This is a genomic window from Thalassovita mediterranea (assembly GCA_019448215.1).
Classification (GTDB): domain Bacteria; phylum Pseudomonadota; class Alphaproteobacteria; order Caulobacterales; family Hyphomonadaceae; genus Henriciella.
The window spans coordinates 51,531-67,452 of the sequence record CP080408.1 but is presented as its reverse complement, the minus strand read 5'-3'; the positions used below and the strand labels follow the sequence as shown (position 1 = coordinate 67,452).

Annotated in this window: 10 protein-coding genes; all 10 read left to right on the top strand. The window is 59.4% G+C overall.

The window, feature by feature from the left end; genetic code table 11:
* Window positions 1-145: 145 nt before the first annotated feature.
* The 10 genes from rplK to tuf all read left to right on the top strand — a co-directional run bounded on the left by rplK (window position 146) and on the right by tuf (window position 15,868).
* Complete coding sequence (gene rplK, locus KUV46_00365; protein QYJ00866.1) at window positions 146-589, top strand: 50S ribosomal protein L11; 444 nt, start codon at window positions 146-148, stop codon at window positions 587-589.
* 4 nt (window positions 590-593) lie between these two features.
* The gene (gene rplA, locus KUV46_00360; protein ID QYJ00865.1) at window positions 594-1,295 is read left to right on the top strand and encodes a 50S ribosomal protein L1; all 702 of its coding nucleotides are present in this window, start codon (window positions 594-596) and stop codon (window positions 1,293-1,295) included.
* Window positions 1,296-1,707: 412 nt separating this feature from the next.
* A complete protein-coding gene (gene rplJ / locus KUV46_00355; protein ID QYJ00864.1) occupies window positions 1,708-2,223 on the top strand; it encodes a 50S ribosomal protein L10 in 516 nt (171 codons plus the stop codon).
* A 64-nt stretch (window positions 2,224-2,287) separates the two neighbouring features.
* Window positions 2,288-2,665 carry a 50S ribosomal protein L7/L12 gene (gene rplL / locus KUV46_00350; GenBank protein ID QYJ00863.1) on the top strand — a complete coding sequence of 126 codons (378 nt, stop codon included), beginning with the start codon at window positions 2,288-2,290 and terminating at the stop codon, window positions 2,663-2,665.
* A 175-nt stretch (window positions 2,666-2,840) separates the two neighbouring features.
* Complete coding sequence (rpoB, locus tag KUV46_00345) at window positions 2,841-6,968, top strand: DNA-directed RNA polymerase subunit beta (GenBank protein ID QYJ00862.1); 4,128 nt, start codon at window positions 2,841-2,843, stop codon at window positions 6,966-6,968.
* Between the two features lie 92 nt (window positions 6,969-7,060).
* The gene (gene rpoC / locus KUV46_00340) at window positions 7,061-11,290 is read left to right on the top strand and encodes a DNA-directed RNA polymerase subunit beta' (GenBank protein QYJ00861.1); all 4,230 of its coding nucleotides are present in this window, start codon (window positions 7,061-7,063) and stop codon (window positions 11,288-11,290) included.
* 252 nt (window positions 11,291-11,542) lie between these two features.
* Window positions 11,543-11,914: a 30S ribosomal protein S12 gene (rpsL, locus tag KUV46_00335; protein QYJ00860.1), complete on the top strand. Its 372-nt coding sequence runs from the start codon at window positions 11,543-11,545 to the stop codon at window positions 11,912-11,914.
* A gap of 12 nt (window positions 11,915-11,926) precedes the next feature.
* A complete protein-coding gene (rpsG, locus tag KUV46_00330) occupies window positions 11,927-12,397 on the top strand; it encodes a 30S ribosomal protein S7 (GenBank protein ID QYJ00859.1) in 471 nt (156 codons plus the stop codon).
* A 45-nt stretch (window positions 12,398-12,442) separates the two neighbouring features.
* A complete protein-coding gene (fusA, locus tag KUV46_00325) occupies window positions 12,443-14,587 on the top strand; it encodes an elongation factor G (GenBank protein QYJ00858.1) in 2,145 nt (714 codons plus the stop codon).
* 90 nt (window positions 14,588-14,677) lie between these two features.
* Entirely contained in the window at window positions 14,678-15,868 is a 1,191-nt protein-coding gene (gene tuf, locus KUV46_00320; GenBank protein ID QYJ00857.1) for an elongation factor Tu, read from the top strand.
* Window positions 15,869-15,922: the final 54 nt, after the last annotated feature.

Genomic DNA, 15,922 nt, shown 5'->3' with positions numbered 1-15,922 from the left:
ACCGCGCGCTTCGCTCAGCAATGGGCGAAATACCTGTGGGAGGTGCCGGTGGTTAAGACCATCACCGGGCTCATGACCACGGGGCCTCAAACCAGGCGGCCGGATCGAAAGACCACCGGTCACTTTACAAGCCAGAGAGGATGACATGGCTAAGAAATTGCTGGGGCAGCTCAAGCTCCAGATCCCGGCCGGTTCGGCCAACCCGTCTCCACCAGTTGGTCCAGCGCTCGGTCAGCGCGGCATCAACATCATGGAGTTCTGCAAGGCCTTCAACGCGAAGACCGAGAGCATGGAAAAGGGCCTGCCGATCCCAGTCGTGATCGACTACTATCAGGACAAGTCCTTCACCTTCACCACGAAGACGCCGCCTGCGAGCGTTCTTCTGAAGAAGGCTGCGGGCCTGAAGATCGGCAAACCGAACTCAGGTGCAAAGCAGCCGGGCAAGGACGTCGCCGGTAAGGTGACGATCGCCCAGTGCCGCGAGATCGCAGAAGCCAAGATGGTCGATCTCAATGCAACGGACCTCGACGCCGCAACAGAGATCATCAAAGGCTCTGCGCGCTCGATGGGCCTGAATGTGGTGGAATAAGAACATGGCTAAGCACGGAAAAAGATATCGCGCCGCTCACGGCACTGTCGACATCGAGAAAGTGTATGGCGTTTCTGAAGCCATCTCGCTTGTGAAATCCAACGCAACCTCCAAGTTCGACGAGACCATCGAAGTCGCCGTCAATCTGGGCGTTGACCCGAAATATGCAGACCAGATGGTCCGCGGCATGGTTTCCATGCCTGCCGGTACCGGCAAGGACGTCCGCGTCGCTGTGTTCGCCCGCGATGCCAAGGCAGAAGAAGCCCAGAAGGCTGGCGCTGACTTTGTTGGTGCTGAAGACCTGATGGAGCAGATCCAGGGCGGCATGATGGACTTCGACCGCGTCATCGCGACGCCAGACATGATGGCTGTTGTCGGCCGTCTCGGTAAGGTTCTCGGCCCGCGCGGCCTGATGCCGAACCCGAAAGTCGGTACGGTCACGCCAAACGTTGCGAAGGCTGTTGCCGACGCGAAGGGTGGCTCTGTGGAGTTCCGCGTCGAGAAGCAGGGCATCATTCATGCCGGCATCGGCAAGGCCAGCTTCTCCGAAGCTGACCTTGAGAAGAACTTCAAGGCTTTCGTCGACGCGCTGGTCAAGGCACGTCCGTCGGGCGCCAAAGGTACCTATGTCCGGAAGATCGCTCTTTCCTCGACCATGGGTCCAGGTGTCAGCGTTGACACCGCTGAGGCAATTGCTGTCGGCTAAGGCCTGACGATACGCCAAATCAGACAAGCGCCCGGGCTTTACGGCCCGGGCGTTTTTCGTTGCCGGGCGTCCCGCAGTTTCATCTCATACGGGTTACTTGACCGGTCTGAGTTTTTGTGCGGGCGAGGGGTTGCGGCAAAAATGTTTACACGTTAACAGACCCCTCTTGACGGGAGGCCACCGACCTAAATCGGGGGGCTCCCGTTTTCCTGTCCAAGACCATGGGTCGTGCCCTTTGGGCCCAGAAATCCCATGATAGACGGGGTGAGGCGAGTATTAGAGGCTGTCGGAATTCGCGTTTCGGCCAGTCTGGTATCGCCAGGCCCTGGGCAGGCGCTGGACGCGGAGTGATCCGTTGAAGGCGAATTCCCGGGCGCCCGGATGGGCCGGACGCCTTAACTGGAGAACCGTAATGGATAAAGCTGGAAAGCAGGCGGCGCTCGCGGAACTCGAAGAAGTTTTCGAGAATTCCGGTGCAGTTGTCGTCACGCATTATACCGGTTTGAGCGTTGCGGAACTGACGAAGCTGCGTACCACGCTCAGAGAGCAGGGTGGGCGGCTTAAAGTGGTCAAGAACCGGATTGCCAAGATTGCCCTCAAGGGCAAGGGCGGCGATGCGGCTCAGGGCCTCTTCACTGGCCAGGTGGCAATTGCCTATGCAGAAGACCCGACGGTCCCTGCAAAAGCGACTGCCGATTTTGCCAAAGACAATGATAAGCTGAAACTCGTCGGAGGCGTCATGGGCGCCGAAGTGATGGACGGTGCGGGTGTTGAAGCCCTCGCCAAGATGCCATCGCGCGAAGAGATGATTGCAACCATTGTTGCCCGCCTGACAGGTCAGGCCAGCCAGATCATCCAGCGCGTCAATGCGCCGGGCCAAGGTCTTGCTGGAGCGATCAAGGTCATCGGCGAGCAGGCAGCGGCATAGCGTCAGCTAGACAACGCGAAACCAGAACACCTCTTATTTTTGAACAAGAAAGTCGATCAGACAAATGGCAGATATTGCAAAACTTGGTGACGAACTTCTCGGCCTCACCATCCTCGAAGCAAAAGAGCTCAACGACTATCTCGAAGAGCGCGGCATCAAAGCAGCAGCAGCTGTTGCTATGGCCGGTCCAGCAGCTGGCGGCGGCGACGCAGCAGCAGCTGAAGAGAAAACCGAATTCGACGTTATCCTGACCGATGGCGGCGACAAGAAAATCAACGTCATTAAGGTCGTGCGCGAAGTCGTGTCCGGTCTTGGCCTGAAAGAAGCCAAGGAGCTCGTCGAAGGCGCTCCGAAGCCAATCAAGGAAGGCGTTTCCAAGGACGAAGCAGAAGAACTCAAGAAGAAGTTCGAAGAAGCTGGTGCCAAGGTTGAAATCAAGTAAGCCGGTTCCGGCTTACAATTAAGGGGTGGTGTCTGCGCGAGGCATCATCTCTGTAGAGTAAATAGCGCGGCGGAGCCCCTTACGGGTTCCGCCGCGTGCTCGCGTTTCAGGTGGCAAGCCGCCGCCGGATCTGCATGCTGCAGGACGGAGTGGCCGGCAAGAAACGGAACTAAAGATGGCTCTTTCTTTCACGGAAAAAAAACGTATCCGCAAATCCTTCGGTCGTATTCCCGAAGCCATCGACATGCCAAACCTCATCGAAGTGCAGCGCTCCTCCTACGAGCAGTTCCTGCAGATGCATACCGCTCTTGCTGAGCGCACCGATGACGGCCTTGGTGGTGTCTTTAAAAGCGTTTTCCCAATCATCGACTTCAATGAGCGCGCGACGCTTGAATACGTTTCATACGAATTCGAGCCGCCGAAGTTCGACATGCAGGAGTGCATGCAGCGCGACATGACCTACGCAGCGCCGCTGAAAGTGCGGCTGCAGCTGGTCGTCTTCGATATCGACGAAGATACGGGCGCCAAGTCCATCAAAGAGGTCAAGGAACAGGAAGTCTATCTCGGCGACATTCCGCTGATGACGGACAAGGGTACGTTCATCGTGAACGGCACCGAGCGCGTGATCGTCTCGCAGATGCACCGTTCGCCTGGCGTGTTCTTCGACCATGACCGCGGCAAGACCCACTCTTCGGGCAAGCTGCTCTTCGCGGCCCGCATCATTCCTTACCGTGGTTCCTGGCTCGACTTCGAGTTCGACGCCAAGGACATCCTCAACATCCGCATCGACCGCAAGCGCAAGCTTCCGGCGACCACGATGCTGTACGCGCTCGGTTATGACACCGATGAGATCATCGATCTGTTCTACACCCGCTCTGTCTTCCGCCTCGACAAGAAGGGCTGGATCGCGGGCTACCGTCCAGAAAGCTGGAAGGGCCAGAAGCCAGACTACGACCTCGTCGACGCAAAGACCGGCAAGGTTGTTGCCCCAGCAGGCCGCAAGATCACCGCACTCGCTGCAAAGCGTATCGCTGAAGGCGGCACGGATGAGCTGCTCGTTCCGTCGACGGCGCTTGAAGGCAAGTTCCTCGGCCGCGACATCGTCAACCGCGAAACTGGTGAGATCTTTGGTGAGGCCGGCGACGTCCTGACCGAAGAGCTCGTCGCAGAGCTTCGTGAGCTTGGCCAGAAGTCGGTTGAAATCCTTAACATCGACGGCGCTGACCGCGGCCCATGGCTGCGCAACACGCTGAAGGCTGACAAGAACGAGACACGCTTCGAGGCGCTGTCCGACATCTACCGCGTCATGCGCCCTGGTGAGCCACCGACCCAGGAAGCAGCTGACGCGCTGTTCAACCAGCTCTTCTTCGATGGCGAGCGCTATGATCTCTCCGCGGTTGGCCGCGTGAAGATGAATATGCGCCTCAACATGGCTCTCGATGATTACGAGCTTGCTGAAGACAGCATGCGCACCCTGCGCAAGGAAGACATTGTTGGCGTCATGAAGGTCATCCTCGACCTGAAGGACGGCAAGGGCGAAGTCGACGACATCGACAACCTTGGTAACCGCCGTGTCCGTTCGGTCGGCGAGCTGATGGAAAACAACTACCGCATCGGTCTCGTCCGCATGGAGCGCGCCATCAAGGAGCGTATGTCCTCGGTCGATATCGACACGGTCATGCCGCACGACCTGATCAATGCGAAGCCGGTTGTCGCTTCGGTACGTGAATTCTTCGGCTCATCGCAGCTGTCGCAGTTCATGGACCAGACCAACCCGCTGTCGGAAATCACCCACAAGCGTCGTCTTTCGGCGCTCGGCCCGGGCGGTCTCACCCGTGAGCGCGCAGGCTTCGAAGTCCGCGACGTTCACCCGACCCACTATGGCCGTATCTGCCCGATTGAGACGCCGGAAGGCCCGAACATTGGTCTGATCAACTCGCTCGCAACCCATGCGCGCGTCAACAAGTACGGCTTCATCGAAAGCCCGTACCGCAAGGTCGAGAATGGCAAGCTGACCAGCGAAGTCGTGTACCTCTCCGCCATGGAAGAGCACCGCTTCGCGATCGCGCAGGCCAATGCGACCGTCAACGACAAGGGTGAGCTCGACAATGAGTTCGTCAACGCCCGCGTCAACGGCGAAGCGACGCTCGTGCCGCGCGAGGAAGTGGAATATATGGACGTGTCGCCGAAGCAGGTTGTTTCGGTTGCTGCGGCCCTCATTCCATTCCTTGAGAACGATGACGCCAACCGCGCTCTCATGGGCTCGAACATGCAGCGTCAGGCTGTGCCGCTCGTCAAATCGGAAGCCCCATTTGTCGGTACCGGCATGGAGTCTGTTGTTGCCCGCGACAGCCGCGCCGCCGTTGTCGCTCGCCGCGCCGGTGTGATTGAGCAGGTGGACGGCACGCGTATCGTTGTGCGCGCAACCGAAGACATCGACTCGGCGAAGTCCGGCGTTGATATCTATCGCCTCGCAAAGTTCCGCCGCTCGAACCAGAACTCCTGTATCAACCAGCGCCCGATTGTGCGCGTGGGTGACGAAGTGCGTTCTGGTGACATCATTGCAGACGGCCCGTCCACCGACCTTGGTGAGCTGGCACTCGGCCGCAACGTGCTCGTCGCGTTCATGCCCTGGAATGGCTACAACTTCGAGGACTCGATCCTGATCTCCGAACGGATCGTGAAAGACGACGTCTTCACCTCGATCCACCTGGAAGAGTATGAGATCGCGGCTCGCGACACCAAGCTCGGCCCTGAAGAGATCACCCGCGATATTCCGAACGTCGGCGAGGAAGCCCTGCGTAACCTCGACGAAGCCGGTATCGTTGCTGTCGGTGCTGAAGTGAAAGCTGGCGACATCCTCGTCGGTAAGGTCACGCCGAAGGGCGAAAGCCCGATGACGCCGGAAGAAAAGCTTCTGCGCGCCATCTTCGGTGAGAAGGCGTCTGACGTTCGCGACACCTCCCTGCGCGTGCCTCCGGGCGGCTCGGGTACGGTTGTGGAAGTCCGTGTCTTCAACCGTCACGGCATCGACAAGGACCAGCGCGCGCTCCAGATTGAGCGTGAGCAGATCGAACAGCTGCAGGAAGATAAAGAAGACGAACAGAACATCCTGGAGCGCAACACCTATGCGCGCCTGCGTGAGCTGCTCGTCGGAAGCGAAGCTGCTGCAGGCCCGAAAGGCTTCAAGACCGGCAAGATCACCAGTGAGGCACTCGACGAACTTCGCGAGAGCCAGTGGTGGGAAATCGCCCTGAAGTCTGAAAAGGCCCAAGGTGAGCTTGATCTTCTGCAGAGCCGCTTCAACGACTCCCTGCGTGAGCTCGAAGCCCGCTTCAACGACAAGGTCGACAAGGTCCAGTCGGGCGACGACCTGCCTCCGGGCGTGATGAAGGTCGTCAAGGTCTTCCTCGCTGTGAAGCGCAAGCTTCAGCCGGGCGACAAGATGGCTGGCCGTCACGGCAACAAGGGTGTGATCTCCAAGATCAACCCGGCCGAAGACATGCCATTCACTGAAGACGGTACGCCTGTCGATATCGTTCTCAACCCGCTCGGCGTGCCGTCGCGGATGAACGTCGGGCAGATTCTGGAAACCCATATGGGCTGGGCCTCGAATGGTCTTGGCCGTCTGGTCCAGAATGCGCTCGATGAGTGGAACGAGAACAAGGACAACAAGGCGCTGCGCGAGACGGTCCAGCACGTGTACGGCAAGGAGCAGGAGCTGCCCGAGTCCGACACCGAGATCGTTGAGCTGGCCTCGAACCTCAGCAATGGTGTTCCGATCGCAACGCCCGTCTTCGACGGCGCGCGCGAAGCAGACATCGTCGAGATGCTGGAGCGGGCAGGGCTGGATGCGTCCGGTCAGGTCACCCTGTTCGACGGTCGCACCGGCGAAGCGTTCAAGCGCAAGGTCACGGTTGGCTACAAGTATCTTCTCAAGCTTCACCACCTGGTGGACGAGAAGATCCACGCCCGCTCGACCGGCCCATACTCGCTCGTTACCCAGCAGCCGCTGGGCGGCAAGGCGCAGTTCGGTGGTCAGCGCTTCGGCGAGATGGAGGTCTGGGCCCTGGAAGCGTATGGCGCTGCCTACACGCTGCAGGAGATGCTCACCGTCAAGTCCGATGACACGGCAGGTCGTGCCAAGGTGTACGAAGCCATCGTCCGCGGTGATGACACGTTCGAAGCCGGTATCCCGGAATCGTTCAACGTTCTCATCAAGGAAATGCGCTCGCTTGGCCTCAACGTCGAACTGATCGAAGCCAATGAGGATGATGATGACTCACCGGTGGCGGCCGAATAGGCCGCCACGTGGTAATCGTGTCGAATAGAGACTAGGTTTTTCTAAAGGCCAGACATCAGGTCTGGCCGCCCCCTCCCGAGGAGCGGAATTAAATGCGCCAAGACGTCACAAACCCCTTCAATAACGCCAACGCCCCAGCCCCGAGCTTTGAGGCGATCAAGATCTCTATCGCCAGCCCGGAAAAGATCCGGTCCTGGTCGTCCGGTGAGATCAAGAAGCCGGAAACCATCAACTACCGGACCTTCAAGCCAGAGCGCGAAGGCCTGTTCTGTGCCCGTATCTTCGGTCCTATCAAGGACTATGAGTGCCTTTGCGGTAAGTATAAGCGTATCAAGTATCGCGGCATCGTCTGTGAGAAGTGCGGCGTTGAAGTTACCCTCGCCAAGGTTCGCCGTGAACGCATGGGCCACATCGAGCTGGCTGCACCTGTCGCGCACATCTGGTTCCTGAAATCGCTCCCATCGCGCATCTCCACGCTGCTGGACATGGCGCTGAAAGACGTTGAGCGCGTTCTCTACTTCGAGAGCTATGTGGTCATCGAGCCGGGCCTCACCCCGCTTGAGCCGAACCAGTTGCTCACCGAAGAAGAGTATATGGACGCTCAGGACGAGCACGGTGAAGACGCCTTCACGGCGATGATCGGTGCCGAAGCTGTTCGCGAGCTCCTGCGCGCACTCGATCTTGAATCGCTGGCAGACCAGCTGCGGGAAGACCTCGCAGAATCCACCAGCGAACTGAAGACGAAGAAATTCTCCAAGCGTCTCAAGGTCGTGGAAGCGTTCCTTGCATCTGGTGCGAAGCCGGAGTGGATGATCATGACGATCGTTCCGGTGATCCCGCCGGATCTTCGTCCGCTCGTTCCGCTGGACGGTGGCCGCTTTGCGACCTCTGACCTCAACGACCTCTATCGCCGTGTGATCAACCGGAACAACCGCCTGAAGCGCCTCATGGAGCTTCGCGCGCCGGACATCATCATCCGTAACGAAAAGCGGATGCTGCAGGAGTCTGTCGACGCCCTGTTCGACAATGGTCGCCGCGGCCGCGTCATCACGGGCACCAACAAGCGCCCGCTGAAGTCGCTCTCCGACATGCTGAAAGGCAAGCACGGCCGTTTCCGCCAGAACCTGCTCGGCAAGCGCGTCGACTATTCCGGCCGTTCGGTCATCGTGGTTGGCCCGAACATGAAGCTGCACGAGTGCGGCCTGCCGAAGAAGATGGCGCTCGAGCTGTTCAAACCGTTCATCTATGCGCGTCTCGACGCGAAGGGCCTCGCAGGCACCGTCAAGGCTGCCAAGAAGCTTGTTGAGAAAGAAAAGCCGGAAGTCTGGGACATCCTCGAAGAGGTCATCCGTGAGCACCCGGTCCTGCTCAACCGCGCACCGACGCTGCACCGTCTCGGCATCCAGGCGTTCGAGCCGAAGCTGATCGAAGGCAAGGCTATCCAGCTTCACCCGCTGGTCTGTGCTGCCTTCAACGCTGACTTCGACGGCGACCAGATGGCTGTCCACGTTCCGCTCTCGCTGGAAGCCCAGCTTGAAGCGCGCGTGCTGATGATGTCGACGAACAACATCCTGTCGCCAGCAAACGGCAAGCCAATCATCGTTCCGTCGCAGGACATCATTCTCGGCCTCTACTACCTGTCGCTCGACAAGGACGAAGAGCCAGGCTCGTACAAGACCGACAAGGAAGGGCGTCCGCTTCAGGGCATCTATTCCGACATGGCGGAAATCGAGCACGCCCTGCACGCAGGCAAGCTGTCGCTGCACGCCAAGATCAAGGCGCGCTTCGAAGGCGTTGATGAAGAGGGCAATGAAGAAGTCCGCATCATCGACACCACGCCGGGCCGCTACATGATTGCGTCCCTGCTGCCGAAGATGAAAGGCATGCGCGCCGAGCTGGTCAACGATCTGATGACCAAGAAGGCGATCTCCAAGCTGATCGACGAGGTCTACCGGAACTGCGGTCAGAAGGCGACGGTCATCTTCTGTGACCAGGTCATGGCACTCGGCTTCCGCGAGGCCTGCAAGGCGGGCATTTCGTTCGGTAAGGACGACATGAAGATCCCGGCTGCCAAGGCCAAGCTGGTCGAAGATACCCGCGCGCAAGTGTCGGAGTATGAGCGCCAGTACGCAGAAGGCCTCATCACCCGCGGCGAGAAGTACAACAAGGTGGTCGACGCCTGGTCGACCTGTACGGACAAAGTCGCTGACGCGATGATGGACGCCGCAGGCGAAGCTGAAATCAACGCCGAAACCGGCCGCCAGGAAGAGACCAACTCGGTCTTCATGATGGCCCACTCCGGTGCACGTGGTTCCAAGAACCAGATGAAGCAGCTGGCTGGTATGCGCGGCCTGATGGCCAAGCCGTCCGGCGAGATCATCGAGACGCCGATTGTGTCGAACTTCAAGGAAGGCCTGACCGTTCTTGAATACTTCAACTCGACCCACGGCGCCCGTAAGGGTCTTGCTGATACGGCTCTGAAGACGGCTAACTCCGGTTACCTCACCCGTCGTCTCGTCGACGTGGCGCAGGACTGTATCGTCAACGAAGACGATTGCGGCACCGACAAGGGCATCATGCTTGCCCCGGTCATGGAAGGCGCAGACGTCACTGTCTCGATCTCTGAGCGTATCCTCGGCCGGACTACCGGTTGGGACGTCAATGATCCGAAGACGGGTGAGCTCATCTGCCCGGCCAACACCTATGTCGATGAAGCGCTTGCCGCGACCATCGAGGCGGCTGGTGTCGATGAGATCAAGGTGCGTTCGCCGCTGACCTGCGAAACGAAGACCGGTGTCTGTGTGGCCTGTTACGGCCGCGACCTTGCACGTGGTACGATCGTCAACCGCGGTGAAGCAATCGGCGTTATCGCGGCACAGTCGATCGGTGAGCCGGGTACCCAGCTGACCATGCGTACCTTCCACATCGGCGGCGCTGCCTCCGTTGCGGAAGAAAGCTCGGTTGAAGCTTCGTTTGAAGGCACGATCAGCTTCGAGGAAGCCGACACGGTTACCCGTTCGGACAAGACGCTCGTTGTGGTTGGCCGCCAGATGTCGGTGTCGATCATCGACAGCGATGGCCGTACCCGCCAGACCTTCAAGCCTGGCTACGGTACGCGCGTCTACACCAAGGACGGCGCCAAGGTGAAACCAGGCGACAAGCTCGCTGACTGGGATCCGTTCGCACAGCCGCTGATCTCCGAGATCTCAGGTGTCGCCAAGCTCGTTGACGTTGTCGATGGCATGTCGGCCCGTGAAGAGACCGACGAAGCAACCGGTATCTCGTCGCGCGTCATCGTCGACTATCGCGGCAGCAAGGGTAATGAGCTTCGTCCATCGGTCCTGATCACGGACGCCAATGGTGAGGCCAAGACGCTGCCAAACGGCACCGAAGCCCGCTATCTGCTATCGCCAGGCGCGATCCTGTCGGTGAACGATGGCGATGAAGTCGGCTCGGGCGACAGCCTTGCACGTACCTCAACGGGCGGCGCAAAGACCAAGGACATCACCGGTGGTCTGCCGCGTGTGGCTGAGCTGTTCGAAGCACGTCGTCCGAAGGACAATGCGGTCATCGCCGATATCGACGGCCGTGTGTCGTACCTTCGCGACTACAAGAACAAGCGCAAGATCGGCATCATTCCGGAAGAAGAGGGCGTCGAGCCTGTTGAGTACCTCGTTCCAAAGAACAAGCGTATCTCCTTCCAGGACGGTGACTTCATCCGCCGCGGTGAATACCTCGTCGATGGTAACCCTGCGCCGCAGGACATCCTCGGCTCGCTCGGTATCGCTGCGCTGGCTGACTATCTCGTCGACGAAGTCCAGAAGGTCTATCGTCTGCAAGGCGTGCCGATCAACGACAAGCACATCGAGGTGATCGTTCGCCAGATGCTGCAGAAGATCGAGATCACCGATCCGGGTACGACGACGCTACTCAAGGGCGAACATGTCGACCTGCTCGAGCTGGAGGAAGCAAACGCATCGGTTCGCCGGTCGCGCAAGCAGGACCAGCGCGAGGCTTCGGGTGTTCCGGTTCTCCTCGGTATCACCAAGGCGTCGCTGCAGACCCGCAGCTTCATCTCCGCGGCATCCTTCCAGGAAACGACGCGCGTGCTGACCGAAGCTGCCCTGCAGGGCAAGGTCGATACGCTCGAAGGCCTGAAGGAAAACGTCATCGTCGGACGCCTGATTCCGGCTGGTACGGGCGGCGGCATGCGCAACTTCCGTCGCATTGCCGGTCAGCGCGACCAGAAGCTCAAGGCGAAGCGCCGCGAAGCAGCCGAACAGGCCGCAGCGGCCCTGCCGGCACCAGACGCTGCAGAGTAGTTGCAGCTGAAACCGACCCTATCGCAGCGCGTCCCGTCCCAAACACTTGACGGGACGCCTGCAGGGTCTTAACACGCGCCGAACGCTGGCTGAGGCGGTAGGTTTTATTGCCTCCAGCGGCCCGTAAGGGCGCTGTCAGGTCGGCATAGTACGGAATTGATTGTCCGGTGGGCCAAGTAGTGGCCCAGCCGGGCTATCTTGGTTTGGACTGGTCCGATGGGGCCAAGTTAGAAAGTAATCAAAAAGGCCCTCATGCCCACGATTCAGCAACTGATCCGCAATCCGCGCAAGCCAAAGCCTGCGCGTTCGAAGACACCGGCCCTCAAGGGCAACCCACAGCGTCGCGGCGTTTGCACGCGCGTGTACACGACCACGCCGAAGAAGCCGAACTCGGCGCTTCGTAAGGTCGCCAAGGTCCGTCTGACCACGGGTTTTGAATCGCTTTGCTACATTCCAGGCGAAGGCCACAACCTTCAGGAGCACTCTGTTGTCCTGATCCGCGGCGGCCGCGTGAAAGACCTTCCGGGTGTGCGTTACCACATCCTCCGCGGTGTCCTCGATACGCAGGGCGTCAAGAACCGTAAGCAACGCCGCTCGCATTACGGCGTCAAGAAACCGAAATAAGGGTCATAGAGCATGTCACGTCGTCACCGCGCCGAAAAACGCCAGGTTCTTCCTGATCCGAAGTTCAAGGACATCGTTATCTCGAAGTTCATGAACCAGATCATGCAGGACGGTAAGAAATCCACCGCCGAGCGCATCGTTTACGGTGCCTTCGATCTGGTCGAGTCGAAAGCGAAGAAGGACCCTGTCGAGGTGTTCCACTCTGCGCTTGAAGCTATCTCGCCAGCCGTCGAGGTGCGTTCGCGCCGCGTTGGTGGTGCGACCTATCAGGTTCCGGTCGAAGTTCGTCCGGAGCGCCGTCAGGCTCTCGCGATTCGCTGGCTCGCATCTGCTGCCAGCTCGCGCAACGAAAACACCATGCGTGAGCGCCTTGCAGGTGAACTGCTCGACGCATCGCAAGGACGCGGCACGGCTGTGAAGAAGCGGGAAGATACCCACCGCATGGCCGAAGCTAACCGCGCCTTCTCCCACTACCGCTGGTAACACGTTCGACACGTTCCTCCCGGAACTAGACAAAAAGGTAATCCCATGGCCCGCGAATACTCGTTGGAGCGCTATCGCAACTTTGGCATCATGGCCCACATTGATGCCGGTAAGACGACGACGACCGAGCGCATCCTTTTCTATACCGGCCGTTCGCACAAGATCGGCGAAGTCCACGACGGCGCGGCCACGATGGACTGGATGGAGCAGGAGCAGGAGCGCGGCATCACGATTACGTCTGCTGCGACCACGACCTTCTGGTTCCGTACCGAAGACGGCAAGAACCCGACTGGCATCTACGGCGATACCCCGGACGAGGCGAAATTCCGCTTCAACATCATCGACACCCCGGGCCACGTTGACTTCACCATCGAAGTCGAGCGTTCGCTGGCCGTGCTCGACGGCGCTGTCTGCGTTCTCGACGCAAACGCCGGTGTTGAGCCGCAGACCGAAACCGTCTGGCGTCAGGCTGACCGCTACAAGGTTCCGCGCATCGTGTTCGTCAACAAGATGGACAAGACCGGCGCAGACTTCTTCAACTGCGTTCACATGATCAAGGACCGCACCGGTGCACAGCCGGCTCCGATCCAGTTCCCGATTGGTGCGGAAAACGAGCTCGAGGGCATCGTTGACCTGATCACCATGCAGGAATGGGTCTGGGAAGGCGAAGACCTTGGTGCGTCATGGGTCGTCCGCGACATCCGCGACAGCCTGAAGGCGAAAGCTGAAGAGATGCGCGCCGAGCTCGTTGAGCTTGCTGTCGAGCAGGACGAAGCGGCGATGGAAGCCTATCTCGAAGGCACCGAGCCGACCGAGTCCGAGCTTCGCGTCCTTATCCGTAAGGGCACGCTGTCCATGGCTTTCGTGCCAGTTCTTGCCGGTTCTGCGTTCAAGAACAAAGGCGTCCAGCCAATGCTGAACGCTGTCATCGACTATCTTCCAGGTCCGCTCGACGTGCCAGCCTATATGGGCTTCAAGCCAGGCGACGAGGAAGAAGTTCGTAACATCGCGCGTCACGCAGACGACAATGAGCCGTTCTCCGGTCTTGCGTTCAAGATCATGAACGACCCGTTCGTTGGCTCGCTGACCTTCGTGCGCATCTATTCCGGCCAGCTCGCCAAGGGCGGCGCTGTTCTGAACTCCACGAAGGGCAGACAAGAGCGCGTCGGTCGTATGATGATGATGCACTCGAACAACCGCGAAGAGATCGAAGAAGCCTTTGCTGGCGACATCATCGCGCTGGCGGGTCTCAAGGAAACCACGACGGGCGACACGCTTTGCGACAAGTCCGACCCGGTTGTCCTCGAAACCATGACCTTCCCGGATCCGGTTATCGAGATCGCTGTTGAGCCGAAGTCGAAGGCTGACCAGGAAAAGATGTCCATCGGCCTGCAGCGTCTTGCTGCCGAAGACCCGTCTTTCCGCGTCGAGACCGATATCGAGTCCGGCCAGACCATCATGAAGGGCATGGGCGAGCTCCACCTCGACATCCTGGTCGACCGTCTGAAGCGCGAGTTCAAGGTTGAAGCGAACATCGGTCAGCCGCAGGTGGCTTACCGTGAAGCGCTCGGCCGCCCGACCGAAATCAACTACACGCACAAGAAGCAGTCCGGCGGTTCCGGTCAGTTCGCTGAAGTGAAGATCCAGTTCGAGCCACTCGAGCCAGGTTCAGGCTTCGTGTTCGAGAGCGCCATCGTTGGTGGTTCGGTGCCGAAGGAATACATTCCGGGCGTCGAGAAGGGCCTCAACCAGGCCAAGGAAAACGGTCTTCTGGCCGGCTATCCTGTCACCGACTTCAAGGCTGTTCTCGTCGACGGTAAGTTCCACGATGTAGACTCCTCGGTCCTCGCCTTCGAAATCGCCTCGCGCGCTGCTTTCCGTGAGCTGCGCACCAAGGCTGATCCGAAGCTGATGGAACCGATGATGAAGGTCGAGGTCGTGACGCCTGAAGATTATATGGGCGACATCATTGGCGACCTGAACTCCCGCCGCGGTCAGATCCAGGGATCCAACCCACGCGGTAACGTGGTCGCGATCAACGCATTCGTGCCGCTGGTGAATATGTTCGGTTACGTCGGCAACCTTCGCGGTATGTCGCAGGGCCGTGCCCAGTTCACCATGGTGTTCGACCACTATGCAGAAGTGCCAAAGGCCGAAGCCCAGAAGATCGTTCAGGATCTCGCAGGCTAAAAAGCTACCGTTCCGCGCAGCCCTCCCTTCAGGGGCGCTGCGCGGGGCTTTCACATAACTGACTGACGTTGGAAATGAAGGAGAGGCCCGATGGCCAAAGAGAAGTTTGCGCGGAACAAGCCGCACGTAAACATCGGCACGATCGGCCATGTTGACCATGGCAAGACGACGCTGACGGCAGCGATCACGATGACGCTTGCAGAAGTTTATGGCGGCGCAGCGAAGTCCTATGCGGACATCGACAACGCCCCGGAAGAAAAAGCACGCGGCATCACCATCAACACCGCGCACGTCGAGTATGAGACGGACGAGCGTCACTATGCTCACGTCGACTGCCCGGGCCACGCTGACTATGTGAAGAACATGATCACCGGTGCGGCTCAGATGGACGGCGCGATCCTGGTTGTGAACGCAGCTGACGGCCCGATGCCGCAGACCCGCGAGCACATCCTGCTTGCACGTCAGGTCGGCGTTCCTGCGCTGGTCGTGTTCCTCAACAAGGTTGACCAGGTCGACGACGAAGAGCTCCTCGAGCTCGTCGAGATGGAAGTCCGTGAACTTCTGTCGTCCTACGACTTCCCGGGCGACGACATTCCGATCGTTTCCGGTTCTGCACTCGCAGCTGTCGAAGGCCGCGACGAGAACATCGGCAAGGAGAAGATCCTCGAGCTGATGAAGGCTGTCGACGAGTACATCCCGACCCCGGACCGTCCGCTGGACAAGCCGTTCCTGATGCCGGTCGAGGACGTTTTCTCGATCTCTGGCCGTGGTACGGTTGTGACCGGCCGCGTCGAGACGGGCATCATCAAGGTTGGTGAAGAAGTCGAGATCGTCGGTATCCGCGATACGCAGAAGACGACCGTTACGGGCGTTGAGATGTTCCGCAAGCTGCTCGACCAGGGCCAGGCTGGCGACAATATCGGCGCACTGATCCGCGGTATCGACCGTGAGGGCGTTGAGCGTGGCCAGGTTCTCTGTAAGCCAGGTTCGATCACCCCGCACACCACGTTCGAGGCAGAAGCCTACATCCTGACCAAGGAAGAGGGTGGCCGTCACACGCCATTCTTCACCAACTACCGTCCACAGTTCTACTTCCGTACGACGGACGTGACGGGTGTTGTGAAGCTTCCAGCGGACAAGGAAATGGTCCTGCCGGGCGACAATGTGAAAATGGAAGTCGAGCTCATCGCGCCGATCGCCATGGACCAGGGTCTTCGCTTCGCAATCCGCGAAGGCGGCCGCACCGTCGGTGCTGGCGTCGTCTCAAGCGTCTCCAAGTAAGACCTTATCGAGCCATATGGCTTGAAGAATTGGAAAGGCCGCTCCCCTCGTGGA

Coding starts and splice junctions, on each gene's coding strand:
- rplL (QYJ00863.1), top strand. CDS start 2,288: ATGGCAGATATTGCAAAACTTGGTGACGAACTTCTCGGCCTCACCATC.
- rplA (QYJ00865.1), top strand. CDS start 594: ATGGCTAAGCACGGAAAAAGATATCGCGCCGCTCACGGCACTGTCGAC.
- rplK (QYJ00866.1), top strand. CDS start 146: ATGGCTAAGAAATTGCTGGGGCAGCTCAAGCTCCAGATCCCGGCCGGT.
- rpoC (QYJ00861.1), top strand. CDS start 7,061: ATGCGCCAAGACGTCACAAACCCCTTCAATAACGCCAACGCCCCAGCC.
- rpsG (QYJ00859.1), top strand. CDS start 11,927: ATGTCACGTCGTCACCGCGCCGAAAAACGCCAGGTTCTTCCTGATCCG.
- rpoB (QYJ00862.1), top strand. CDS start 2,841: ATGGCTCTTTCTTTCACGGAAAAAAAACGTATCCGCAAATCCTTCGGT.
- rpsL (QYJ00860.1), top strand. CDS start 11,543: ATGCCCACGATTCAGCAACTGATCCGCAATCCGCGCAAGCCAAAGCCT.
- fusA (QYJ00858.1), top strand. CDS start 12,443: ATGGCCCGCGAATACTCGTTGGAGCGCTATCGCAACTTTGGCATCATG.
- rplJ (QYJ00864.1), top strand. CDS start 1,708: ATGGATAAAGCTGGAAAGCAGGCGGCGCTCGCGGAACTCGAAGAAGTT.
- tuf (QYJ00857.1), top strand. CDS start 14,678: ATGGCCAAAGAGAAGTTTGCGCGGAACAAGCCGCACGTAAACATCGGC.